This is a genomic window from Streptosporangium sp. NPDC050284 (genome assembly GCF_044459525.1).
Classification (GTDB): domain Bacteria; phylum Actinomycetota; class Actinomycetes; order Streptosporangiales; family Streptosporangiaceae; genus Streptosporangium.
Genome location: NZ_JBITIZ010000022.1, coordinates 30,942 through 54,907 on the forward strand (window position 1 = coordinate 30,942; position 23,966 = coordinate 54,907).

21 protein-coding genes and 2 pseudogenes are annotated in these 23,966 nt (G+C 71.0%); 11 read left to right on the plus strand and 12 right to left on the minus strand.

Going from position 1 to position 23,966, the window contains the following annotated elements:
* Positions 1–115: 115 nt before the first annotated feature.
* Positions 116–2,350, plus strand: coding sequence for an MMPL family transporter (locus ACIBH4_RS34965; protein ID WP_362501036.1), 2,235 nt, complete (start codon positions 116–118; stop codon positions 2,348–2,350).
* Positions 2,351–2,443: 93 nt separating this feature from the next.
* Positions 2,444–4,183, plus strand: a complete 1,740-nt coding sequence (locus tag ACIBH4_RS34970) for a serine protease (RefSeq protein WP_362501038.1) — start codon at positions 2,444–2,446, stop codon at positions 4,181–4,183.
* Positions 4,184–4,373: 190 nt separating this feature from the next.
* On the opposite strand, the gene ACIBH4_RS34975 is transcribed toward ACIBH4_RS34970, so the two are convergent.
* Positions 4,374–4,976, minus strand: coding sequence for a response regulator transcription factor (locus ACIBH4_RS34975; RefSeq protein ID WP_362501040.1), 603 nt, complete (start codon positions 4,974–4,976; stop codon positions 4,374–4,376).
* The gene (locus tag ACIBH4_RS34980; protein WP_362763873.1) at positions 4,973–6,433 is read right to left on the minus strand and encodes a histidine kinase; all 1,461 of its coding nucleotides are present in this window, start codon (positions 6,431–6,433) and stop codon (positions 4,973–4,975) included. Before ACIBH4_RS34980 ends, ACIBH4_RS34975 begins: the two co-directional genes overlap by 4 nt.
* 171 nt (positions 6,434–6,604) lie before the next feature.
* On the opposite strand from ACIBH4_RS34980, the gene ACIBH4_RS34985 reads away from it, so the two are divergent.
* Both ACIBH4_RS34985 and ACIBH4_RS34990 read left to right on the plus strand, forming a co-directional pair.
* Positions 6,605–7,018 carry a hypothetical protein gene (locus ACIBH4_RS34985; protein ID WP_362501044.1) on the plus strand — a complete coding sequence of 138 codons (414 nt, stop codon included), beginning with the start codon at positions 6,605–6,607 and terminating at the stop codon, positions 7,016–7,018.
* On the plus strand, positions 7,011–7,592 hold the full coding sequence (locus ACIBH4_RS34990; RefSeq protein WP_362501046.1) for a hypothetical protein: 582 nt from the start codon (positions 7,011–7,013) through the stop codon (positions 7,590–7,592). Before ACIBH4_RS34985 ends, ACIBH4_RS34990 begins: the two co-directional genes overlap by 8 nt.
* A 136-nt stretch (positions 7,593–7,728) precedes the next feature.
* On the opposite strand, the gene ACIBH4_RS34995 is transcribed toward ACIBH4_RS34990, so the two are convergent.
* Entirely contained in the window at positions 7,729–9,489 is a 1,761-nt protein-coding gene (locus ACIBH4_RS34995; RefSeq protein ID WP_362763877.1) for a CHAP domain-containing protein, read from the minus strand.
* A gap of 531 nt (positions 9,490–10,020) precedes the next feature.
* Between ACIBH4_RS34995 and ACIBH4_RS35000 the strand changes: the two genes are divergently transcribed.
* Both ACIBH4_RS35000 and ACIBH4_RS35005 read left to right on the plus strand, forming a co-directional pair.
* Positions 10,021–10,236 carry a DUF5999 family protein gene (locus ACIBH4_RS35000; RefSeq protein ID WP_362501050.1) on the plus strand — a complete coding sequence of 72 codons (216 nt, stop codon included), beginning with the start codon at positions 10,021–10,023 and terminating at the stop codon, positions 10,234–10,236.
* A gap of 139 nt (positions 10,237–10,375) precedes the next feature.
* Positions 10,376–10,807: an ATP-binding protein gene (locus tag ACIBH4_RS35005; RefSeq protein ID WP_362501052.1), complete on the plus strand. Its 432-nt coding sequence runs from the start codon at positions 10,376–10,378 to the stop codon at positions 10,805–10,807.
* Positions 10,808–11,037: 230 nt separating this feature from the next.
* Here the strand turns inward: ACIBH4_RS35005 and ACIBH4_RS35010 are convergent, their stop codons facing one another.
* Positions 11,038–13,416: a LuxR C-terminal-related transcriptional regulator gene (locus tag ACIBH4_RS35010; RefSeq protein ID WP_362763880.1), complete on the minus strand. Its 2,379-nt coding sequence runs from the start codon at positions 13,414–13,416 to the stop codon at positions 11,038–11,040.
* 344 nt (positions 13,417–13,760) lie between these two features.
* Here ACIBH4_RS35010 and ACIBH4_RS35015 point away from each other — a divergent pair.
* Positions 13,761–13,844: pseudogene (locus tag ACIBH4_RS35015) on the plus strand (hypothetical protein); the annotation flags it as partial.
* 69 nt (positions 13,845–13,913) lie between these two features.
* Here ACIBH4_RS35015 and ACIBH4_RS35020 read toward each other — a convergent pair.
* The 7 genes and pseudogenes from ACIBH4_RS35020 to ACIBH4_RS35050 form a co-directional block, all read right to left on the minus strand.
* Positions 13,914–14,165 (minus strand): annotated as a pseudogene (locus ACIBH4_RS35020) (PQQ-dependent sugar dehydrogenase); the annotation flags it as partial.
* Between the two features lie 43 nt (positions 14,166–14,208).
* Entirely contained in the window at positions 14,209–15,327 is a 1,119-nt protein-coding gene (locus ACIBH4_RS35025) for an amidohydrolase family protein (protein ID WP_362763883.1), read from the minus strand.
* Positions 15,219–15,587: a hypothetical protein gene (locus ACIBH4_RS35030; protein ID WP_362763886.1), complete on the minus strand. Its 369-nt coding sequence runs from the start codon at positions 15,585–15,587 to the stop codon at positions 15,219–15,221. The genes ACIBH4_RS35025 and ACIBH4_RS35030 overlap by 109 nt, the downstream gene beginning before the upstream one ends.
* 26 nt (positions 15,588–15,613) lie before the next feature.
* Complete coding sequence (locus ACIBH4_RS35035) at positions 15,614–16,183, minus strand: flavin reductase family protein (protein ID WP_362763889.1); 570 nt, start codon at positions 16,181–16,183, stop codon at positions 15,614–15,616.
* Positions 16,184–16,239: 56 nt separating this feature from the next.
* Complete coding sequence (locus tag ACIBH4_RS35040) at positions 16,240–17,022, minus strand: SDR family oxidoreductase (RefSeq protein ID WP_362763892.1); 783 nt, start codon at positions 17,020–17,022, stop codon at positions 16,240–16,242.
* A gap of 155 nt (positions 17,023–17,177) precedes the next feature.
* Positions 17,178–18,020, minus strand: coding sequence for an SDR family NAD(P)-dependent oxidoreductase (locus ACIBH4_RS35045; protein WP_362763895.1), 843 nt, complete (start codon positions 18,018–18,020; stop codon positions 17,178–17,180).
* A 201-nt stretch (positions 18,021–18,221) separates the two neighbouring features.
* Positions 18,222–19,094, minus strand: coding sequence for a helix-turn-helix transcriptional regulator (locus ACIBH4_RS35050; RefSeq protein ID WP_362763897.1), 873 nt, complete (start codon positions 19,092–19,094; stop codon positions 18,222–18,224).
* Positions 19,095–19,329: 235 nt separating this feature from the next.
* On the opposite strand from ACIBH4_RS35050, the gene ACIBH4_RS35055 reads away from it, so the two are divergent.
* From ACIBH4_RS35055 to ACIBH4_RS35070, 4 genes are read left to right on the plus strand one after another with little or no spacing between them, the layout of a single operon-like run.
* Positions 19,330–19,491: a hypothetical protein gene (locus ACIBH4_RS35055; protein WP_362763900.1), complete on the plus strand. Its 162-nt coding sequence runs from the start codon at positions 19,330–19,332 to the stop codon at positions 19,489–19,491.
* A 44-nt stretch (positions 19,492–19,535) separates the two neighbouring features.
* Positions 19,536–20,366: a helix-turn-helix transcriptional regulator gene (locus ACIBH4_RS35060; protein ID WP_362763903.1), complete on the plus strand. Its 831-nt coding sequence runs from the start codon at positions 19,536–19,538 to the stop codon at positions 20,364–20,366.
* An 8-nt stretch (positions 20,367–20,374) separates the two neighbouring features.
* Positions 20,375–21,268, plus strand: a complete 894-nt coding sequence (locus tag ACIBH4_RS35065) for an AAA family ATPase (protein ID WP_362763906.1) — start codon at positions 20,375–20,377, stop codon at positions 21,266–21,268.
* Positions 21,269–21,322: 54 nt separating this feature from the next.
* On the plus strand, positions 21,323–21,508 hold the full coding sequence (locus ACIBH4_RS35070) for a hypothetical protein (RefSeq protein WP_362763909.1): 186 nt from the start codon (positions 21,323–21,325) through the stop codon (positions 21,506–21,508).
* Between the two features lie 247 nt (positions 21,509–21,755).
* On the opposite strand, the gene ACIBH4_RS35075 is transcribed toward ACIBH4_RS35070, so the two are convergent.
* The gene (locus tag ACIBH4_RS35075; RefSeq protein ID WP_362763912.1) at positions 21,756–23,903 is read right to left on the minus strand and encodes a protein kinase; all 2,148 of its coding nucleotides are present in this window, start codon (positions 23,901–23,903) and stop codon (positions 21,756–21,758) included.
* Positions 23,904–23,966: the final 63 nt, after the last annotated feature.

Below are 23,966 nucleotides of genomic sequence, written 5' to 3' on the forward strand. Positions count from 1 at the left end.
CACGCTGCTTACAGCATTTACCGATTTATCCCCCTACGCTCTCCCGTAGGTACTGTACGAGCGTACAGTACGAGTTTTCAGGATGTTTGATACTCCAAAAGCGGGGCGGTCACCGATGTCTGGTTTGCTGGGGCGGCTGGGAAGTTGGTGCGCGCGGCACGGCAAGGCCGTGCTGGCCCTGTGGGTGATCGCGGCGGCGTTGCTGACGGCGGGCTCCGTGCTCTTCCCGGGACCGGTCAGCAACGACGTCAGCATCCCCGGCACGGACGCCCAGCGTGCCGTCGACCTGATGAAGGACGGCTTCGGCCCCGGCTACGGAGCCGGCGGCTCGGCCCAGATCGTCCTCTACTCGCCCGACGGCCCCCTCATCTCCGAGACCAGGAAGCGCGCGGTGGAACGCGCCGTGGACCTGATCCGCGAGGTGCCGCACGTGGTGGAGGTGAAGTCCCCCTACCAGGTGGGCGGTCTCGCCCCCAGCCTGGAGATCGGCATCATCGCGGTCAAGCTGGAGGGGAACGACACCACCAAGCTGGCCGAGACCACCAAACTCCTCTCCGAGGCGGCCGAGCCCGCACGGGCCGCGGGCATCGAGGCGGTGCCCGCGGCCTCGGCCAACCCGGCGGACAAGGAGATCAAGACCGGGACGAGCGAGATCATCGGTGTGATCTGCGCGCTGCTGGTCCTGCTGCTCGCGTTCGGCACCCTGGTGGCCGCGATGATCCCGATCTTCACCGCGCTGGTCAGCATCGCGACCGGACTCGGCGTGGTCAGCCTTCTCGGCCACGTCGTGGACGTGCCCAAGCAGGCGTCGATCATGGCGACGATGATCGGTCTCGGCGTCGGCATCGACTACGCGCTCTTCCTGCTCAGCAGGCACCGCAAGCTGCTGGCCGACGGCCTGCCGGTCCGCGAGGCGGTCCGCCGGGTGGTCGCGAGCTCCGGCGGCGCGGTGGTGTTCGCCGGAGCCACGGTGATCATCGCGCTCAGCGCGCTCATGCTCGCGGGCTTCCCCCTGCTGCAGACACTCGGCTGGATCACCGGCATCTCGGTCGTCTGCGCGGTGGTCACCTCGGTCACGCTGGTCCCCGCGCTGCTCGGCCTGCTCGGGCACCGGGTCAACGCGCTGCGCCTGCCGTTCATGGGACGACAGGGCAACCACGGCTCGTCGGGCTGGACCTCGCTGGGCAACTGGGTGGCCAGGCGGCCGTGGAGCGTGCTCGCGCTCAGCATCGTCCTGCTGGGCGCGCTGGCCGCACCCGCCCTCGCCATCAAGCTGGGCACGATCGACAACGGCTACGCCGACCGCGGCACCGACACCCGACGCTCCTACGAACTCCTGCAGGCCGGTTTCGGACCCGGCATGAACGGCCCGCTCGTCGTGGTGGCGGACCTGGACACGAAGGTCGTCGACCGGGAACCGACCCCGGCCGTGCTGCGCGACCTGAAGGACCGCGTCGCGGACGTCGAGGGAGTGGCCCACGTCGGCGATCCCGTACTCAACGAGGACGGCACGGCGGCGCTGGTGCAGGCGATCCCCGACTACGCTCCGAGTGACCCCCGGGCGCTCGACGTGGTCAGGGCGGTGCGCGCCCTCGACGTCGAGGGCGCCCAGGTGCACGTGGGCGGTCAGGTCGCCGGCATGGCCGACGCCGGCGACAGGATCGCCGGACGCACGCCGCTGGTCGTCGGCGTCGTGGTCCTGCTGAGCGCGCTGCTGCTGTTGCTGGCGTTCCGCTCGCCGGTCGTCGCGATCAAGGCCGCGCTGATGAACCTGATCTCCCTCGGCGCCGCCTTCGGAGCGCTCTCGCTGGTCTTCTCCCTGGGACTGGGCAGCCGCCTGGTCGGCATGGACACGCCGGTCAGCGCGGACGACTCGTACCTGAGCACGGTGTTCTTCACGGTGCCGATCGACAGCTACATCCCGCTGATGCTGTTCGCGATCCTGTTCGGCCTGTCGATGGACTACGAGGTCTTCCTGCTCACGGCCGTGCGGCAGGCGTACCTGAGGCACGGCGACAACCGCAGGGCGGTGGCCGAGGGGCTGGGGTCGACCGGTAGGGTCATCACCTCCGCCGCCCTGATCATGGTCTCGGTCTTCGTCGCGTTCATCGCCTACCCCGACCCCATGGTCAAGATCTTCGGTGTCGGACTGGCGGTGGCCATCGCGGTGGACGCCACGATCATCCGGGGACTGCTCGTCCCGGCGACCATGGCCCTGCTCGGCAGGGCCAACTGGTGGTGCCCCGCCTGGCTGGACCGTATCCTGCCCAACCTCTCCGTCGAAGGCCACGAGGAGGACGAGGAGGCGGAGGAGCCGGACAGGGAACTCGTCGGCGCCGGTCGCGGCTGAAGGGCGGGACGCCGTCCCAGTCGCTTCCAAGTCCTCCCCAAGTGGCCTCCGCCATGCTCTCGCCTGGGAAGCGAGTTTTGGGAGAGTACGAAGATGTGGGGAAGAATCAGCGCCGTCGCCGGCCTGGTGCTGGCGAGCACGCTGGTGCTGCCGGGCACCGCGGTGGCGAAACCCAAGGAGGTCGACGTCCCCGTCGGGACGTGGCTGGCCGCCAGGACGCACCCGGCCGTCCAGCTGACCTCGGTGTCCTACACGGCCGACGTGGCCGTGCCGACGCCCGAGGCGAACCTGGAGGCGATCAGGGTCCTCACCCAGCAGGGAGTGAACGCCGTGCAGAGCGGCAAGATCTCCTCCGACGAGAACAGCATCTACCGCTGGGTCGTCCAGCAGATGGCGAAGGACCCGGGCCGCTACTTCTCGCCCGGCGGGCGTGAGCGGGTCGTCGAGGCGACGGCGGGCGGGCTGTGCACCGGCTGGTGGGTCACGCCGGACGGCTACATGGTGACCGCGGCGCACTGCGTCGGCCAGGAGGAGACCGAACTGGCGCGGACCTTCGCGGCACAGGCACTCACGAAGATCAACGAGAAGGACGCCGCCGACCTGGTCGCCGACCTCGGGGACATCGCCTCCGACGAGGAGATCCTCAGGACGGCGACGAAGATCTTCCAGATCTGGAACGCGGACAACATCAAGATCCGCAACGTTCAGAGCTCGCTCTCGCTGCTGCAGAGCCTGCCGGGCGGCGGCGTCGACAAGACCACCAAGACGGTGCCGATCGAGCTCGTCGCCAAGGGGACGGTCTACCCGGGCAAGGACGTCGCGATCCTCAAGGCCAACGGGCAGAACAATCTGCCGACCGTGCCGCTGGGAGAGGACTCCGACGTGCGCGTCGGCGACACCCTCTACATCAGCGGGTTCCCCGGCACGGTGACGCAGACCTCGATCTTCAACCTGGAGTCCAAGCTCGATCCGGCCTTCACCGAGGGGCCCTACAACGCCGCCCGCCAGACCCCGGAAGGGGTGCCGTACATCCAGACCCAGGCGCCCTCCTATCCCGGCAACTCGGGCGGTCCGGTGTTCGCCAAGAACGGCAAGGTGATCGGTGTCCTCGTCGGCGGCCTGGTCCAGCAGGACGGCGGCTCCACCGAGGCGGAGAGCTTCGTGCTGCCGGTCAGCATCGTCAAGGAGAAGCTGAACGAGAAGAACATCAAGCCGGTCGAGTCGACGACGACGAAGGCCTACAACGAGGCGCTCGACCTGTTCTTCCAGAACAGGTACTCCGACGCGCTGCCCAGGTTCCGCGAGGTGCAGGCGCTGCAGCCGAACCATCCGTACGTCGCCAAGTACATCAGCGACTCCCAGCAGGCCATCACCGCGGGCAAGGACGAGAGCGGCACGCCGATCCTGCCGTGGCTGCTGTGGGGTGGCGGCGGCCTGGTCGTCCTGTTCGTGATCGGTACGATCGTGGCGGTCGCGAGGGGCAGGCGCCGTTCCAGGGGACCGGCCCCGTTCCCGCCCACCCCCTACGGTGCGCAGCCCGGCTACGCGGCACAGGTGCACGGCGGTGCCGCGTACGGGCAGCCGCAGTACGGACAGCAGGGACAGCCGTACGGCGCGCCGCAGCAGTACCAGCAGCGGGCGCCCTATCCGCTCCCGGCCGCGCCGGAGGAGACCCGGGCGGTCCGGCCGCACTCGCCCTACGGTCCGCCGAACCCCCAGCCCGGCCCCGGGAGCGCAGGGGGCCCGGGGGCCAACACCCGCATCGCCGGTCTGGAGGCCGAGCTGGAGCAGTTGCGCCGTTCGATGGGGCAGCGCCCGCCCGAGCAGCGTTGAGCGCGCCATCCCGGATGCGCCGGGGTGCCCTCGGGGCGCCCGGCCTCCGGGTCCTGGTGAACGCGGTCCCCGCCGGTGCCACACCGGCGGGGACCGACCCGTCTTCCTGGCCCAGGAGAGACCATCTGCCTCACCTGGGCGGAGGGAGGTTCCAAGGGTGACGTGTTCACCGTGACGCGGCGGGCGAGACCTAGATCCAGCCCTCCTCCCAGGCGCGGTGCGCGGCGGCGTGGCGGGAGCCGACACCGAGCTTGGCCATCGCCGCCGACAGGTAGTTCCTGACCGTGCCGGGGGCGAGATGGACCTGCGCCGCGATCTCGTTGACCGAGGCGCCCGCCCGTGACGCGCGCAGCACCTCCAGTTCCCGTTCGGACAGCGGGCAGTCGTCCTCCGACAGCGCGGAGGCGGCGATGTCGGGATCCACGTAGCGCCGGCCTGCGGCGACGTCGCGGATGATCTCGGCCAGCCGGGTGGCGGGCGTGGTCTTGGGCACGAACCCGCTCACCCCCGCGGCGAGGGCTCGCCGCAGCACGCCGGGCCGGGCGTGCCGGGTGACGAGGACGATCCGGGTGGGCAGCTCGGCGCGGATCGCCTGCGCGGCGCGCAGCCCGTCGGCGGGCGGCATCTCCAGGTCGAGCACGGCGATGTCCGGTCGCCGCTCGCGTGCCAGGCGCACCGCGTCCGTAGTGGTGGCCGCCTCGGCGACGACGTCCAGGTCGTCCTCCAGTGAGAGCAGCGCCGCCAGGGCCCCTCGGATGAGGTCCTCGTCGTCGGCGACCAGCAACCGGATCACCGTGCGCCCGCCTCGGCCGGGTACGCGTGCGCGTCGGCGGGCAGGGCGGCCACCACCTCGAAGAGGTCGCCGTCGCACCGCCAGTCCAGCGTGCCGCCCGCCCGCTCCAGCCGTTCTGTCAGGGAGCGCAGCCCGGTGCCGGTGCCCGCTCCCGCAGGGGGCCGCTCGGCGCCCCCCTGCCAGGCGCGGTCCTCCTCGGCTCCTTCGCCACCGACGCCTCGACGGGCACGGTCGCGGTCGGTCCCTTCGCCGTCGGTCCCTTCGCCATCGATCCGGAGCCGGGCGTGGCCTTTCTCGGCTCCCTCACCGCCCGCTCCCCGCTGGAGGCGACCGTCCTCGACGCCGTCGTTGCCGATCCGGAGCCGGGCGCGGCCGTCCTCGACGTCGTAGGCGATGCGTGCCCGACGCGCCCGGCTGTGGCGCAGCACGTTGGTGGTGGCCTCGCGCATCACCAGGCCCAGGATGTGGCGGGCGGGCTCGGGCAGAGTGTCCGCCCCGCCGGCCCGGCCGTGCTCCACGGCCGTGTCGATGCCTGCGGCGGTCAGCACCTTCGCGGCGTTGGCGATCTCGTCCTCCAGGGTCGTGCGCCGGTATCCCTGCACCACGGCACGGGTGTCGCGGAGCGCGTCGGACGCGAGCCGCCGTACCTCCCGCATCTCCGCGGCGGCCCGGGCGGGATCGGACTCGGCGAGCCTCTCGGCCAGCTCGCTCTTGAGCGCGACCACCTGCAGGTGATGTCCCTGGATGTCGTGCAGGTCGGCGGCGAACCGCAGCCGCTCGTCCTTGACCGCCAGTTCGGCGGCGAGGCGCCGTGCCTGGTCCAGCCGGTCGGCGACGTCCCAGGCCCACAGCATGCCCAGCGCCATCCAGGCGAAGGAGACGACCGTGCCGACGGGGAAGGCCACCGCGAGGAGCCAGTCGGAGTCCCCCGAGGCGAGGGCCACGGACCCGCCGAGTGCCGCCGCGACGACCACCGCACCGGCGATGAGGGTGCGCCGGTGCGCCGGCCGCAGGAACATCGCCGTGATCGACACCATCACCGCCGGTGCCACCGCCCACAGCCCGTCGTCGCGCGAGGCGAGCGGGACCGCGCCCAGCACGGTCGTCGCGAGACCCCCTGTCACCAACCAGCCCACCGGCGGCCCGGCGGCCCGTTCGCGCGTCGGTGAGGCGCGGAACCGGTCCCGCTCGTCACCGGGTACGCGCGGCAGCCGGCGGCCGAGCAGCACGCCGACGGACACGATCAGCACGGCGAGGGCCAGGCCGGTGACGCCCCTGATCTGGGAGGGCACGCCCTCGTCCATCGCCCAGGCCCTGACGAAGAGCACCAGGGAGACCGTGATGCCCCCGGTGAGGCTCCACCAGGTGTAGCGGCGGAAACCGCTGAGTCCCGTTCCGTGCTGACCCGGCTGCTGAATCGGTTGCTGAATCGGTTGCTCACTCGGCCCGTCACGCACGCGGCCATTGTCCCCCGCCAGGTGGAGGCCATGGGGTGCCCCGATGACAAATGTCACGAAATCTCGTGACACGACCATGCCGGGACGTGCCGTTTCGCCACTACTGGCGGCTGCCGCCCTCCCGCAGTCTGGGGGCACGTACCCCGACCCCGTACACCGGAGGAGCACGAGATGACAGTAAGAACCGTCCATGTCCGCACCTGGTGGCCGTTCTGGCGCCACTACCTGGAGATGCTCGCGGCGATGGTCGTCGGCATGGCGGTGCTCGGTGCCGCCGTGCGCGCCGGGCTGGCGCTCACGGGCCTGGAGTTACCGGCGCGACCGGAGGTGGTCGCCTCGGAGATGGCCGTCAACATGTCCGCCGGGATGATCGTCTGGATGCGGTACCGAGGTCACGGCTGGGCCGCGACGCTGGAGATGGCCGGGGCCATGCTCGTTTCCGCCCTCGCGTTGTTCCCGCTGCTGTGGATGGGGGTGATCTCGGGTGACGCGCTGCTCCTGCTGGAACACGTCCTGATGCTCCCGCTCATGCTCCTGGTGATGCTCCGCCGCCGCGACGAGTACGGGGGTCCCTCCCGTGTCTGACGTCATGGCGCGCGGTACTCGCTGGAAGGCCGTGCTGCGGCGCTGGCCGACCGTCCTGGCGGGCGGGACGGCGGCCGTGTCGGCGGTGTCGGCGGCGTCGGCCGGAGGTTCCTCGGCGGGGGAGATCACCGCGCTCACCGAGATCCTGCTGCTCCTGCCCCTGGTCTACCTCGTGGTGGCCAAGATCCGGCGACGGGAGGCGTCGTGGCCGGCGCTCCTCGTCTCCGTCGTCCTCTACCTGGTCCTGCGGACACTGGACGTGGTCGCCGTACCGGTCGTGGTCGCCGTCGTGGCACTGGCCGTCCTGGTGTGGGGCGCCGTCTCCGGCGACCTGCGCCGCTCGGGCTCGTTCCGGGCGCAGTCCCTGGGAATGATCGGATTCGGCGCTCTGGTCCTGGCCGCGCTGATGGTGGAGCCCGACCTGGGCCGCCATCTGGTCGCGGCTGGTTGGTTCCTGCACGGCGTCTGGGACTTCGTACACCTCAGGAGGAACGCGGTCGTGTCGCGTTCGTACGCGGAGTGGTGCGGTGTTTTCGACATCCTCACCGCCGCGCAGCTCGTGTTCCTCGCATGAGCGGGCGCGCGGGTACGGATCCGCGCGTCCGTCCGGGGCGTCCCAGGTCTCGCCGTCGAGGTGTCACGGCCACCTCCGGTGGGACGGCCGGGTGACGGGGCGCCACGAGACTCGGCCGTCACTTCGACGACGTCGCCTAGACCGGTGTCTTCGCCCGGCGCCGTCCCCGATAGCCGCTGTGGACCAGGATGTCGCCCGGCTCCGCGAGGAGCGTGGCGGAGGCCGCCGGGATGGCGGGTTCACCCCGGCCGGTCCGTACCGTCGAGACCGGAACGGCCGTTCTCGGTCCGGGGACCGGGCGGGCGGACGTGGTGGACCGGGTGGGGGCGATGGGGCGGACAGGACGGGCGGGGCGCGTCGGGGGGGCCGGGACGGTGGTGACGACGGGGTCGGCCCGGCGGTGGCGACGCCCGCGCGGCGGGGAATCCTGGACCCAGGTCGACGACTCCGCCACGGCCTGCTCCTGCAGGCGACGCCTGCCCCGGTAGGGGGCCCGGGGGCGGTCGTCGCGAGGGCGCGGTACGGGGGAGAGCGCGGCAGGGCGCCCTGAGGGCTCCTCGACGTGGGCGACGGAGGTCGTGACCGAGGGGAACCCGGCGGCGGCGGCCGGGGCGAACGTGCTCTCGGGAACGATCTCCCTGGGACTCGTGGCCCTGCGGGAGGGGAAGAACGGGTCCCCGAGATCGGGGGCGATGGGCGTGTTCTCCGAGGCGTCGGCCGGGATCGGCGCGTACAGGGGATCGCGGGAGACGAGCGTGTTCTCCGGGGTGCCGACCGGGGGCGGCGTGTACGAGAGATCGCGGGCGGAGGCGTTTCTGGGCATGCGACGGCGGCCCGGGGCACGACGGCGGCCCGGAGTTCTGCGGGACGAGGATGTGGGGGCCGCCACCGCGGCGCGCCCCGAGGCGGATGCGAGGAGCCGTACCCTCGACTGCCTCGCCTTGCCGTGCGCGAGGATCGCGGCCGCGGCGAGCAGGACCGGGGCGAGCACGGCGGGGGTGTCGAAACCGGGGACGGGCGTGGCGAGGTCGCGGGCGGTGGCGGTGGGGGTGACGGCGAGCGCGCTGGTGTCGGCGGTGGAGGCCTTGGCGTGCTTGCCCGGCGAGGTACGGCCGGTGGCCGGCGCCTGGGTTTTGCCGGGCGCCTTCGTGGTCGCCCGGTCGCTCCGCTGGGTGTTCGCGGCGGGGTTCCCTCCGGACGCGGCGTGGGCGTCGCCGCCCGGAGCGGCCTTCCCCGTCGCCGTCGCGGCGGTGTGCCCGGGAGTCGGCTTGCTCGTCGCTCCCTCCGAATTCCTGTCCGGCCTCGTGGAGGCCGAGGTCTCCCGCGTCGGCGCGGGGGCGGGGACCATCGCGATCAGGTTGGGCCCGGGGCCGATCACCACGGCGTTGTCCCCGGTCGTGGCGGGCGTGACGATGGTCTGCTTCTCGGTGGCCTCCCGGTCCAGCCGGGCCTTGATCTTCTCCGGATACCCGTAGCCGACGACCTTGCCGGTGTCGCGCTCCTTGCGCTTGGCGACCCCGCCGTCGATGTTGCCCTCGATCGTGTGGATCCGGTTTCCCTCGACCCTGGTGACGATCCCCACGTGGTCGATGTGGCTGATCTTGTCCGAGCCGCGCCAGTCGAAGAAGACGATGGCGCCCGGCTTGGGAACGGTGCCCCAGGCGTCCTGCTGCCGGAACCACTGGGCGTGGTGGACGGTGTAGGCGAACTGGCCGATCCACTCCTGGTAGCCCAGCTTCTCCGCCGCCCACGACAGATACATGTCGCACCAGGGGGCCGAGGTGTAGTCGGCGTCGAACTCGACGTTCTTGCCGTACCAGTCACCGAACTTGGTGTAGCCGCCGCTCTTCTCGGAGTAGCCGAGCTGACTCTCCAGCAGCTCGATGAACTTGCGCATCTCAGGTGTCATAGAGGATTTCAGGGGGACCCCCGGTGGCCGTGCGGGCATGGTCGCTCCGCCTCGCGACCTGGCTACCGGCAGACGAGGTTGAGCGACGGCGCGTTCACGCGAACCCACCGAGGGTGAGGAGGGACGCGTGTGGCGGCACCACTGGCCGGTTGTCTTCCGTGACGAGGGAGGTTACCCGCCCTCAAGGATAGGTCAAGACAGACTAAAGGGCGCGTCAAGTCGATCAATGTCACATAGGCGGACAAAAGTCGACGTCAGAGCGCTTCTGTGTGATCTTCAGTGGTAAAGCGCCCATGAAAAGGATCTACCGGAGGTCGTGAGCGGGGCCGGGACCGCCGTGGCCGCGCCATTTGATCTTGTCGATCGCCCTTTGCCTCGATGTCCGGTTTCTTTGCCTTTGGGGGAAATGGGTAGACATGTGGGTATTTCTCCCGATATGTAGGTAGTGGTCTCGGGAGATGCTGGTCACACCAGGTAAGGCTCAACAGCAGTCAGAGAAGGTTAAAAAAGGTACGAGCCATGTGTCAGCACCAGCCGAGATGCCCACTCGCCAGCGCACCCGACCACGAAGCCGCGTCGCTCGTGGCCTTCCACCCCGAGCAGGGGTGGGGTCTGCTCTGCAACGGTGTGGTGGTCTTCGAGGACACCGGAGCGCTCATGCCTGACGGCCGCAGCACTCCCGTCCACGACATGCCGCTCCCGCTCCACCCGGTCACCCTGGGCCAGGCGGCATGACCTCGCGCCGCGCGCCCGCCGTGCCGGGACCGAACGCGCCACGCGGACGAGTGGTTCCGCGGCGGCCGATGGTCTCCGGCGGGGGACGCGCGTGCGATCCGCATCCGATCGAGGTAACCGCCGACCAGGGAGGTGGACAATGAACCCACTCCTCGAAAAGCCGTACGAGCAGGCAGAGCTGGACGGCCAGGAGATGTCGTACTCCTTCGCGCCCGAGCCGGCGTCGGTGCCCCGTGCCCGCCACCTGACACGCGCCCACCTGGCGGACTGGGGGCTGGACGAGCAGAGCATGGTCGCCGAGCTGCTCGTCAGCGAGCTGGTCACCAACGCGCTGCGCCACTCGTGGGGGGCCATCGGGCTCGTCCTCTCCTTCCAGGACGGTCTGCTGCGCTGCGAGGTCGAGGACGCCGACCCCTTCCTGCCCCGCGCGTGCCGGGCACGCGACGACGAGGAGCGGGGACGAGGGCTTCACCTGATCGAACTTCTCGCCTGCTGCTGGGGCAGTGCCCGCACCTCCGAGGGCAAGGCCGTCTGGTTCGAGCTCACGACGGCGGACGCGCTCGCGGCCTGACCGCGAGGCCACCGGGAACGCCAGGTGAGGAAACCCTCCCGCGAGGCTCCTTCGGGAGCCGACCACACAGACCATCTCCGAAGGGCCGGGGTCGAGTCCCCCGACTCGACCTCGGCCGAATGCCGGAGCCGGGTCCCCCGACCCGGCCTCGGCAGGACGCCGGAGCCGACGAGATCATCGCACTCGCCGGCTCCGGCGTCCCGGCTTCCCCGGCCTCTCCGTCCCGTCCGTCAGGTGCCGGGCGGGCGCTCCCCGTCCACGTTCAGGATGTGCTCGCCGGTCCATACGGCGATCTGGGCCCGCGAGTGGAAACCGAGCTTGGTCATGATGTGCTCGATGTGACCTTCCGCGGTGCGCTGCGCGATCGTGAGCGAGGCCGCGATCTCCTTGTTGCTCAGTCCCTGGGCGACGAGCCTGGCGATCTCCGTCTCCCTGCGGGTCAGTGGCGAAGGCTCCTCGGCCTCGCCCGCGGGCTCGCCGCGGGGCGCGCTCTCCTCAAGGGCGAAGGCGATCGCCTTATCGCACCGCATCTTCGAGCCCTGCCTGAGCATGGTGTCGAAGGACTGCCTTCCGAGAGCCTCGCGCGTACGCTTCTCGCACTCGTCGTGGTAGCGCCTCAGGTGCCCGAAACCGGACAGTGGCGCTCCGAACACCTGCCAGACCTGCTCCAGGATTCCCAGCAACCTGGCGGCCCGCTGGTGGTCGTCCTGCGCGGCGGCGATCCAGGCCAGCACCTCCAGGTTCACGCCGACGCCCAGAAGGTCATCGAGCGAGCGGTTGAATCTCAGGCTCTCCTTCTCCAGCTCGGTGGCGCGCCGGGCGTCGCCCTGGCACCAGACCCCGAAGCCGAGCGCCATCATCGCGTACGCCCGGTGCCAGCCCTCCTCGTGGGCGTCGCACAGCGCGATGCACTCCTCGCCGGCGGCTACGGCGATCGACCAGTCTCCCCGGAAGGAGTGGGCGAGGCAGAGACGAATGAGCGCCAGGGCCTGACCGGTCGGGTCGTCGTCGGCGCGGTGACGCGCCGCCGCGTCCTCGTACAGGCTGATCGCGCGATCGACGTCTCCACGGAACATGGCGATCATCCCCGAGTAGAGCGCGACGTAGGCCAGGGTCCGCTCGCATCCGGGACGCTCCCCGATCTCCCTCGCCTCCTCCAGCATTCTCGTGGCGGAGACGACATCGGCCTGGATGATCGCCAGCCAGCTGTTGGACCACAGCGCGCGGCCCCGGACCTCGTCCGGTCCCGTGCCGTTGAGCAGGCTCAGGTCCATCCAGCGGCGTCCCTCCTTGAGATAGTGGCTGGTGGTCCAGTGGTAGAGCAGGTCGGCGGCCATCTCCAGGGCGGCGGGGGTCTCCCCGGGGTCGGCGAGGCAGTACTCCAGGGCGGTGCGCAGGTTGGCGTGGTCGAGCTTCAGCCTGCCGAACCAGAACACCTGCAGCGGGCCGAACCGCTGCGCGTACGCCTCCGCCGCGAGTCGCCGGTAGTGGTCGCGGTGCAGCCGCTGCAGCGCGTCCTCCTGCCCCGAGGCCGCGAGTCTCTCCCTCCCGTACTGCCTGATCGTCTCCAGGAGCCGGTAGCGGGTCGCGGTGGAGGCCGAAGGAGGGTCCTCCCGGATCAGGATCGACTTGCCCACGAGTTCGATCACCAGGTCGACCACGTCCTCGCGCTCGATGCCGTTCCCCGAGCAGACCGCCTCGGCCGCTTCGAGGTCCAGGCCGTCGGTGAACACCGAGGCGCGCTGCCACAGCAGCTGCTCCTCCTCGCCGCACAGGGCGTAGCTCCAGTCGATCAGCGCGCGCAGCGTCTGCTGGCGGGGCAGCGCCGCGGGTGAGCCGCCGGTGAGCAGCCGGAACCGGTTGTCCAGCCTGGACAACAGATCTTCGGGGGAGAGGGCGCGCAGCCGCACCGCCGCCAGCTCGATCGCGAGTGGGATGCCGTCCAGACGGCGGCAGATCTGTTCCACGGCGGACCGGTTGGCCTCGGTGAGGGTGAAATCCGGCAGGACGGCGGTGGCCCGTTCGGTGAACAGACGTACCGCCTCCGACGGCGCCGGCACCTCTGTGGACAGCCTGGGGAGGCCGGGGTCCGGTGGCAGCGGCAGCGTGGGGACGACCAGCGTCTGCTCGCCGGAGATGCCCAGCGCCTGCCTGCTGGTGGCGAGGACCCGCAGTGAGGGGGCCGAGCGTACGAGGGCTCCCACCAGTACGGCGCAGGGTCGCAGGAGATGCTCGCAGTTGTCGATGACCAGCAGCGCCCGCTTCTCCCGCAGGTGGTCGACGAGCACATCCAGGGGAGACCGGTGGGAGACGTCCCTGATCTCCAGGGCCTCGTTCAGCGATGCGGCGAGCAGCTCGGGATTCTCCAGCCCGGCGAGCTCGACCAGCCACACCCCGTCGGGAAACGCCCGCTGGACGTCGGCGGCGACGCGCAGGGCCAGCCGGGTCTTGCCGACGCCGCCGGGACCGGTGAGGGTCACCACGGGTGCCCCGGACAGCAGGCGTTTGACCTCGGCCATCTCATGCCGACGCCCCACGAAACTGGTCACCTCGGGGGGCAGGCTCGTCGCCTGCCACCGCTTCGGGGTGGCCGATGCCACCTCTCCCATCAACCCTCATGCCTGTTTTATCGATTAAATCCCTTTATGTCCGGATACGTTTGACGTAATCCATGGGTTCGCCCGTCGGTCACCACGCGGCGTGGGTGTGGTCACCTCACAGGCTCCCCGCTCGGGTTCGCGCCACCAGCCCCAAAGTGACTCTGCGTAATGTTTCTGGTTTAGTACGTAGTGGTCACGGCTGAGGAGTACCGGGTCGTAGCCATGTCTGTGCCGAGCAGGGTGCTTGGGAATCTTCGGTGCGATCGGGGGAGAAGGGATCCCTGCCGATGCGCAGAGAGTGACAGCTGGAAGACCTCATCGAGTGCTGGACTTTGGATGAGGCCGAAGTCGAATTGCTGGCGAACAAGAGCGGCGCCACCCGTCTCGGATTCGCCGTAATCCTCAAGTTCTTCGAGCTGGAGGGCCGTTTCCCCCGCCGCGAGGACGTCCCGAAGGCGGCCGTGGACTACGTGGCGGGCCAGGTGAGGGTCGATCTGGACGCCGGTGGAGACGGGCGGGACCCCTCCGACCGGCTGGACGGACCCGTCGGAGGTGAGCAGGAGGAGCCTGCCGGCCTTCTCGGTGACCACGACACGGCGGTCGGGCAGGAAGGCGAGAGCCCAGGGCGTGTTCAGGGCGGCGATGGTGACCGTTTCGAACGGGCGGCTCTGGCCGACGGCGTCCTGATCGGTGGTGCGGCCCTCGGGGGTGGTGATGGTCGTGGCAGCGAGGCGTGTGGGTGCCACAGTGGTGCGCATCCGCCGGCCACGATGAGCGCCAGGGCCGCACACGCCAGGCCGGTCAGACGCGGCGGTCGGCGTGTCCGGAGGCGTTCAGGACGCAGTCGCGGGAGGCGCGCACGTCTTCGCGCAGGGCTGCCAGGTCGACGTCGAGGACGTTGCCGGCCCATTTGCGGACCTGTCCGGCGATGAGGACGGCGTCGATGTTGCGGGCGTCGGAGCCGAGGACGAGGGTGCCGATGGGGTCGTTGAGCGGCATGTTGTTGAGGTCCTCGGCACGTACGACGAGCACGTCGGCCTGCTTGCCGGGGGTGAGGGAGCCGGTGACGTCACCCAGGCCGATGCTCCTGGCGCCTTGCAGGGTGGCGAAGTCGAGCACGTCGTGCACGCCGATGCGGGTGGGCTGGTGGCTGGTGCCGTAGGAGGTGCTGACGGCGCGCATGCGCTGGATGGCGTGCAGGACGCGCATCTGGGTGAACATGTCGCTGGCGAGGGCGACTTCGACGTCGATGCTGAGACCGGGGCGGATGCCGACGGCGAGTGCCTCGTCGATGGCGGGGATTGCGCTTTCCAGGCCGATCTGGGCGTCGGAGGTGGGGGCGAGGGCGACGTTGGCGCCTGTGTCGGCCATCGCCTGCCAGGCTTGCGGGGTCAGACCGGTGCAGTGGATGAGGGAGACGTCCGGGCTGAGGAGGCCCTGCTTGGCCCAGTCGAGGATGGCCTGGGAGGAGGTCTGGCCGAAGACGGCGTCGATGCTGACGCCGATGCCGAGGTCGCGGGCGGTGCGGGCGAGGTGGTCGCCGTAGGCGAGGTCGGGGCCGGCGACCTCGTCGGTGGCCAGGGCGGCCAGGCGCAGGGTGAGCAGGGGGTTGCCGGCGAAGTGGGTGTCGTGCAGGCGGGGCAGATCGGCGGGCCACTGGCCGTCCCAGTCGCCGAAGTGGGGGCGCATGGAGGCGTGTACGCCGCGGATGCCGGTGTCCGCCAGCGCTCGGATGGCGGCGTCGGAGTGGGCGGCGGTGCGGGAGTTGTGGGAGAAGTCGAGCATGGTGGTGATGCCGCTGTCGATGGCGGTCAGCGCGGCCAGGCGGGTGCCGATGTACATGTCCTGCGGCTGGTAGGCGGGGGCGATGCCGGCCAGGGTGGAGGTGACGTACTCGCCGAGGTCGTTGACGTCCGGCATGATGCGGCGCAGTTGCGCCTCCCAAGCGTGGCGGTGGGTGTCGACGAAGCCGGGGCCAGGACGGCGCCGGTGACGTCGACGATGAGCGCGTCGCCTGCTGGCAGGTCCACACCGACGGCGGCGATCCGGTCGCCTTCGATGAGCAGGTCGGCGCGGGGCAGGACGCCCAGCTTCGGATCCATGGTGACGATGGTGGCTCCGGTGAGCAGGATGCGGCGGCTGGGAACGGGTCGGCGCAACTGCTCCAGGGTGGCGTTCATAGGCTTCCTCCGAGAGGTGAGAAAGGTCAGTCGTGGGTGAGGTATTGCCACTTGGTCATGCGGTGGCGCAGGTCCACGGTGGCGGCGTTGGCGGAGAAGGTGCCGTCGCCGCGGTGGTGGAACTCGCCCGCGCCGCGCCGGTCGGGGTCGATCCAGGCCCGCTCGGCCTTGAGGATCCACAGGTGGTGGTCGTCGGCGAGCCGGTCGTCGGCGACCGTGCATTCGAGGTTGGCGAAGCACTCGGCCACCAGCGGCGCGTTCACGGTGGCGGCGGGTACGGGCGTGAAGCCGAAGCGACTCCACTTGTCGATGTCGCGGCCGGAGGTGTTGCCGGCGTCGACCACCTGCGCGGCCAGGTCGATGGAGGGGATCGCCAGGACGCACTGCCCGCTCTCGCGCAGGGCGGTGTGACTGTGGTCCCACGGGCCGACGATGAGGGCGATGAGCGGCGGCTGGTGGGAGACGGGCATGTTGAAGCCGTTGGTCATCAGGTTGGCCCGCCGGCCGTCGAAGGTGGACACGAGCAGGACGGGCCCGGGCTCGATGAGCCGGTGCACCTGCTCCAGCGGGTAAGGCGTGAATCCGGCAGGGTTCATGGGGTGCTCCTTGACGGGCCGGCCCGGCTCCTCGGAGGAGCCGGGCAGGAGGCCGGTCAGACGGCCTGCGCGGTGGGCAGGATGGTGATCTCGGTGAGGTTCACGTGGCGGGGCGAGGCGGCGATGAACGCCACCGTCTCGGCCACGTCCGCCGACTGCAGCGGGTCGATCTCGGTGAGCAGCCCTTCCATGAGGGCGCTGGCGTCGGGGTCGGTGACGTGGCTGGGCAGCTCGGTGTCGACCATGCCGGGCTCGATGGTGGCCACCCGGATGTTCTTGGGTCCGAGTTCGACCCGCAGCAGCCGGGTGAGGTGGCTGATGTAGGCCTTGGTGCCGGAGTAGACGGAGAACTTCTCCAGGATCCGGGTGGCCGCGATCGAGGAGGTGGTGATCAAGTCCGCGTGGCGGCCGGCCTCGGCGGCGATGGTCAGGTGCGGCAGGAAGGCGCCGATGACGTTCATGACACCGGTGATGTTCAGGTCGATCTGGCGCTGCCAGTCGTCCTGCTTCAAATCGGTGATCGGCGAGATGAGCTGGACGCCGGCGTTGTTGACCACCAGATCGGCGGTGCCGAGCCGGTCGGCGACCTGCACGGCGGCGTTCGCGACGGCTTCCCGGCCGGTGACGTCGACGGCGATGGCGATCGCGGTGCCGCCGGCGGCGCTGATGGACGCGGTCAGCTCCTCCAGCTTGTCCTTGCGCCGGGCCAGCATGGCCACGCTCGCGCCGAGTTCGGCCAGGCGCAGGGCGGTGGCGGCGCCGATGCCGCTGGAGGCGCCCGAGACGACGGCCACGCGGCCGGCCAGCGGGGTTCCGGTGAGCAGAGCAGCAGGAGACATGGCAAAGGCCTCTTTCGTGTGCGTGTGCGGGGTGCCCGCGGTCAGGGGCAGGCCGGGTGACGTGCGGGGAGGGAGGGCGCCGGCGGAGGTCGGCGCCGTTCGCAGACTCCCTCGCGAAGGTGGAGCCGTGCTCGCCTGGTGCGGCGGGCTGTTGGTCAGGCTGCGGCGTCGTCGTGGGCGGTGGCGGCGGACTTTTCGCGCCAGGGGGCCACGTCCTGCTCGATCTGGTCGAGCTTGACCTGCAGCCGCTCCAGGGTGTCGGGGCCCAGGTACAGGTGCGTGGGCAGGCGGTCCTGGGCGGTGACCTCGTAGATCAGCGCCGCGCCCTTGACCGGGTCGCCGAGCTGGGTGTGGTTAGCGGTGCCGGCCCAGTCGAGGGTCACGTGGGCCGGGGTGCCGTCGTAGGCGTCGATGCGGGCGGCGGCGACCGATAGGGAGGTGGCGTCCAGGAAGTCGGTGCGCAACACGCCCGGCTCGACGACCATCGACTGGATGCCGAACGGGGCCAGCTCCTTCGACAGCGCCTCGCTGACGCCCGCCACCGCGAACTTCGAAGCGCTGTACATGCTGACCCCGGGCTCGCCCTCGAAGCCCGATCGCGAGCCGATGTGCACCAGCTTGCCGGAGCCCTGGCGGCGCATGACGGGCAGGACGGCGCGGGTCATGTCGATGAGGGCGAAGACGTTGAGGTCGAACAGGGAGCGCGCCTCGGCGTCGCTGATCTCCTCCAGCGCGCCGAGCAGGCCCCGGCCGGCGTTGTTGACCAGGACGTCGATCCGGCCGAACCGGTCCACAGCGGCCCGCACGGCGGCCGGGATGGCGGCACTGTCGGTGACGTCGAGGGCGACGGTGAGCACGTTGCCGGCCTTGGCGAGGTCGTCCGGGACGCGGTCCGGATTGCGGACCGCGATGACGACGTCGTCGCCCTGGGCGAGGGCGGTGCGGGCGATCTCGGCGCCGAGCCCGCGGGATGCTCCGGTGATGAACCAGGTGGCCATGACGGTGTCCTTTGCTTTCGTCGCGATTGGCTTACATTTGAGAGTTTGCTCAGTTCAGCGAGGCGGAAGAAGGTCGCGGAATTCCTGGGAGTGCCATACCTAGGAACCGGGCCGGGCGGGGAAATGGCCGCACACACGAGAAGAGGCCGGGGCATGGCCCCGGCCTCTCGGCATGGTTGTGTGATGTCGTGTCGTGGTGGGTCAGCCGGCTCGCGCGGTCAGCGCCTCGTCGGCGTCCTGCAGCGCCGTGGACAGCGCGTCGTCGGCGCGGGCGCGCAGCCGTTCGAACGCCTGAGCGGTGGGTGAGGCGGGCTCGGCCTGGTAAACGACGAGCTGCTGGTGCGGCGCCCCGTTGACGGTGAACGCCGAGAACAGGATGTGCAGGTCACCGACGTGCGGATGGCGCAGGTGTTTGCCCTCCTGGGTCTTGGGCTTGACGTCGTGGCGGCCCCACAACTCGGCGAACTCGTCACTGGCGGCCGACAGGTCCGCCACGACCTCGGCGATGCGCGGATTGTCGGGGTCATGGCCGTAGGCGGCGCGGATCTCCGCCACGCACGAGTGCGCCGCCCGCTCCCACTCCTGGTAGAACTCCCGTCCGGCAGGGGCGGCGAACACCATGCGGGCCAGGTTGTCGGGCGGGTGGAAGCCCTCGTGCAGGGCGGCGGCCATGGGGTTGCAGGCCAGGATGTCCAGCGCGGGGCCGAGCGCGAAGGCCGGCGAGGAGGACCAGCCGTCCATCAGCTGCAGCAGTTGCGGGCTGACGGTGGTGTCCTGCGCGCCCCGCCAGGTCCGTGCCTCCGGCGGCTGGACCAGCCGCCACAGGTGTTCGGTGGCGGGCGCATCCAGGCGCAGCGCCCGCGCGACCGCGTCGACGACCTGTGGGGAGGGGCTGGACTCGCGGCCCTGCTCCAGCCGCACGTAGTAGTCGCTGCTCATGCCGGCCAGCATCGCCACCTCCTCGCGGCGCAGGCCCTTGACCCGGCGGCGGCCGTACTCCGGCAGGCCGACGTCTTGCGGTTTGAGCGCTTCGCGGCGGGCGCGCAGGAAGTCGCCCAGCGGGGTCCCGGTCACGCTGTCTCCCCGGCTGTGGCCTTGATCGGGCTCTTGACCGGCGCGGCCTGCATGACCGTACCGAGCGGGCTCGTGCGGGCTGTCATGTCCGTCCTTTCAACGTGCGGAACCATCAGAAGGTGATGGTCACCTTCCCTCGAGCGGGGAAACCAGTCGGCCGCCCGAACTGGCCCGGCCCGCCCTGGACGAGCTCGCCGAGCTGACCGAGGTGGCCGGCACCGGCTGGGCGCTCGGCGTGCTGGCCCTCTGCCGCGCCCTGCTCAGCGACACCCCGGGCAAGCTGTATGAGGAGGCCGTCGACCGCCTCGCCGGCACCCGCGTCGCCGTCCAGCTGGCCCGTACCCACCTGCTGCACGGCGGGTGGGGGCGCGGTTGCGATCAGCCAACCTGGGAGTAACACACCCAGGCAGCCGCACCCGCGTTTGCCTAACCTCGGATGTCATGGACAGTGAGCGCAACGACCCGCTGGGGAGGTTTCTGACAGAGCGCCGTGCGCTCGTGCGACCCGAGCAGGCCGGGCTGCCCCCGGACGGCCGCCGTCAAGTGAAGGGCCTGCGCCGCGACGAGGTCGCCCACCTGGCCGGCCTCAGCCCCGGCTACTACGCCCGGCTCGAACAGGGCCGCGAGCGCCCCACCCGGCAGACGGTGGAAAGCCTGGCCCGGGCGCTGCGCCTGGACGAGCACGCCCGGGCAGAGCTGTACCGGCTGGCCCGGCCCACCGTCGCCCGCCGCCGGCCCGGCCGCGTCGAGCGCGTCGCGCCCGAGGTGCTGGCCCTGCTGCACGACTGGACGGTGGCCCCGGCGTACGTCCTGGGCTGGTCCTTCGACGTGCTGGCCTGCAACCCGCTGGCGGCCGTGCTGCACAACCGTTTCGTCCTCGGGGACAACCTGCTGCGCATGATCTTCCTCGACCCGGCGGGACGGCAGTTCTTCCGCGACTGGACCGGCACCGCCCGGGCCGCCGTCCACGACCTTCGTCATGCGGCCCGTCAGAGCCCGGACGAGCACCACCTGCGTGAACTCGTCGGTGAGCTGGCGATCGCCAGCCACGACTTCCGCCAGTTGTGGGCCGCCCCCGAGCCGCGCGGCGCGCTCACGCCCGGCAGCCACTTTCACCACCCCGACGTGGGCGACCTGCATCTGCGCACCGAAATCTTCCCTATTGCCAGCGGGCCCGGCCTGCGGCTCGTCGCCCACCCGGCCGAGCCGGACTCGCCCTCCGCCCAGGCCCTGGCCCTGCTGGGCACGCTGGCTATCCGGCCAGCGGAGTAGCCCGCATCATGCCAGATGCGTTCACGCCGATGGCCCGGCTCGTCGACCGCCTGAACGCGGCCCGGACAGCCACCTTCACCGGTCGCGCGACACACCTGGCCGCCTTCCGTGACGCCCTGGCCGGCGGCCCGGCCGCAGTTTTGTTCGTCCACGGGCCTGGCGGCGTCGGCAAGACCAGCCTGCTGCGCCGCTACGCCGACGAGGCACGCCGCGCCGGCCGCCACGTGATCGCCATCGACGGCCGCGATCTGCCCGCCTCCCCCTCAGCCTTCTCATCCGCGGCCGCCGCCGCGCTCAACGACCCCACCGTGGTCCTGCTCGTCGACGACTTCGAACGCTGCCAGGGACTCGAAGGCTGGCTGAGCGGCACGTTCCTGCCGCGCCTGCCCGCGACGGCGCTCACCGTCATCGCCGGACGCAACCCTCCGGCCCGCCGCTGGAGCGACGACGCCGGCTGGGCACAGGCACTGCGCGTGCTCCCGTTGGGCAACTTGGGCGAGCAGGAGGCGAGAAATATGCTGCTCGCCGCCGGTGTGGCCGCCCAGCAGCACGAGCACGACCTCGCCGTTACCCAGGCGCTGCACGACCTGCGCCTGCCCGACCGGCTGGCCGCCAACCCGCTGATCCGCACCCGGCTCCTCGCCGAAGCGGGGGCAGGCGAGCGCGCCGACCGGCTGCGGCATCTGCTGACCACCGCGCTCGGCGCCCTGGCCGGCGACGCGCGCACCGCCAAGTTCCACCGCGCACCGGCCACCGCGTACCTGCACGCCGCCCCCACCCAGGAGGCCAGCGCCGAACGCCTGGCCGTCTCCCTGAGCACCTACCGCCGCCACCTGGCGCGCGGCACCAACCTGATCGCCCAGCAGTTGTGGGAACGCGAACTGCACGGAAATGACCAGTGATTGACGTGTGCCTGCTCTGGCCGCTGACGTGCCATCGCACCGAACATTCCGGTCATGACGATTCACGACGATGATCTCACCCTGGTCGGCACCGCCGACTTCAAGGCCGACGCTCATGCCCGCTACGCCGCGCTGCGCGCCCAGGGCCCCATCCACCGGGTCGCTCGGCCGACGGCACCACCTCCTGGCTGGTCGTCGACTACGAACTGGGCCGCCAGACCCTCACCCGCCCCCAGTTGAGCAAGAACCCCGAACCGTTCGCCGAGCAACTGCGCGCCTCGGGACGGCACATCCTGCTCGCCGGCTCCGGCTCCGGCTTCGGCTGCGGTTTTGCGAGAGGTTCTGAGAACGAAGATCAAGGACAAACCGGACATACGTCGGGGAGTCACCAGTTCTCGCAGAACTGGTCATTTCTGAGAACACGAACAGTAGCAATGATTACACAGAGCTACTTTGGGGCTGGTGGCGCGAACCTGAGCGGGGAGCCTCACAGGATGCCGCTCAGGTCGAGGTCCAGGTCGAGGTCCACCAGGCCCGGCTCGCTCCCCGTGGGCCCCTCGGAGTCCCGCGGCTCTCGCGGGCTCGGGGTCGCGCCCGCATCCGGCTCCTGGTCCGTGCCCGGACCGGGAGGGCAGGGGGGCAGGTCGATCCTGGCCGTCCGGGAGGATGTTTCCCCTTCGGGAACGGTGCTGATCGTCACCAGCCGGGTGACATACCCCCCGCACCCGGGCAGGTCAGGGAACTCCCCGGTCACCTCCCGCTCGTACTCGGTGTCGCCGGACAGCTCCAGCTCCCGTGCGCCGCCGGTCAGGGTCTCACGGGTGTCCCCGACTCTCTGGGCGAATCCGAGCCGCACGATCACCGTCGAGGTGGTGGGGGTCCTCACGCGGAACCTGACCGTGGTGCCGTCGAAGGAGGTGATCGAGACGGCGGGTGGCGCGCACGGCTCACCGTGGACCCTCTCCGTGCGGCTGGACGTCCCGCCCGTGGAACGGGGCGCGGTGGAGACCGTGACGCGGCGGTAGAGGGTCTGCCCGCAGGCGGGGACGGTGAAGGCGTGCGGGACGGTGTGGGAGTAGGTCTTCAGCCCGCCGATCACGGAGGTGCGCGAGGCCGCCCGGACGAGCCGGTCACGGTCGGGTCCCTCGGCGAAGGTGACGGTCACCGCGACGTTCCCGGTCGTGGAGGCGCGGAAGCCGACCGTGGTCCCGTGCGCGTCGATTCCCACGACCTTCAGGCCGCTCACCGTGTGCGCGGGCCCCGGTGTCCCCGTTCCCGTGGGCTCGGGGGCGGGCGTGGGCGGGCGTGTGGGGGTGGGCGTGGGCGGCGGGGGTGGCGGCTGCGAACCGGTCGGTGTGGGAGGTGTGGGCGGTGAGGAGGGCGGGACGATCACCGTCCGCGTGGGGGACGGGACCCGTGAGGGGGGCGAGGTGGCCTGGCCGGGGTTCGCGCCGCCCGAGGGGGAGACGGGCTTTTTGACGGCGGCGCTTCGCGAGGGGGCCTCAGGCCCCGGGGAGGGATCCGGCGGCGCCGACACCCGGCTCTGCCGCCGCTGCGCGGGGGTCTCCTGGATGATCGCGGAGCTGGGCGGCGGGGTGAAGATCGTGTCCGCGGAGAGCCGGTCCTGCGGCCGGTTGGCCGCGATCACACCGGCGGTCATCGCGACGGTGATCACTCCCAGCCCGGCGAGGGTCCGGGGGCCCAGCCGGGGGCGGCGCGCCCGCCCCACCCGGCCGAGCACCGTCTGGGCGACCGAGGAGCCGGCCTTCGGCGTGGGCTTGGCCAGCGGGAACGCCAGCGCCAGCAGCGTGGCGAGCTCGGCGAGGTGCCGCCGCCCGCGCTGCTCCCAGTCCGGTCCGTACGCCGCCCGCGCGGACGTCTCCAGCTCCTCCAGGAACGCCCGCGCGCTTCGCGGCCGGTCCGCCGGGTTCTTGGCCAGACCTCGCGTGACCAGCCCGCGTACCGACGCCGGCACCTCCTCCGCCGGGATCGGCGCGTGCCGGTGCCGATGCATCATCACGACGCGGTGATCGGCCGCGTACGGCCTGTGGCCCGTGAGGCACTCGAAGAAGACGCACGTGGCCGCGTAGACGTCGCTCGCCGCGCTCGCCGGCGCCCCCTCCCACTGCTCGGGGGCCATGTAGGCGGGGGTGCCGGCGGTCACCCCCGCCTCCCCGACGTGGGCCGCGATGCCGAAGTCGGCCAGCTTGCTGCCGCCGTCGGCCTGGATCAGCACGTTCTCCGGCTTGTAGTCGCGGTGCACGATCCCGGCGGCGTGCGCGAAGGCCAGGCCGAGCAGCGAGCCCTTGAGCACGGCCAGCGCCGCCTCCGGGCTCGTGCTGCCGTGCTCGGACAGGATCCGCCTGAGCGCGACCCCGTCGACCAGTTCCATCACGATCGCGGCTTCGAGGACGTCCTCGTAGTACTCGTAGAGCTGGACCACGTTCGGGTCCTGCAACTCCACCATGACGCGCGCCTCCGCGCGAAAGCGCGCCAGGAAGCGATGATCGTCCTTGAGGGTCGTGTTGAGGTATTTGATGGCAACGTAGGCGCCGGTGGGGGCGTACGTGGCCAGCACCACGCGTCCGCCTCCGCCGATGCCGAGTTCCCGAATCTCGCGGTATCCCGGAACCATCCCGTCCCCTTCCGAGTGCCGTCGACTTGTTCGACGGTCTCACCCCTGCGGTTGGTTGTCACG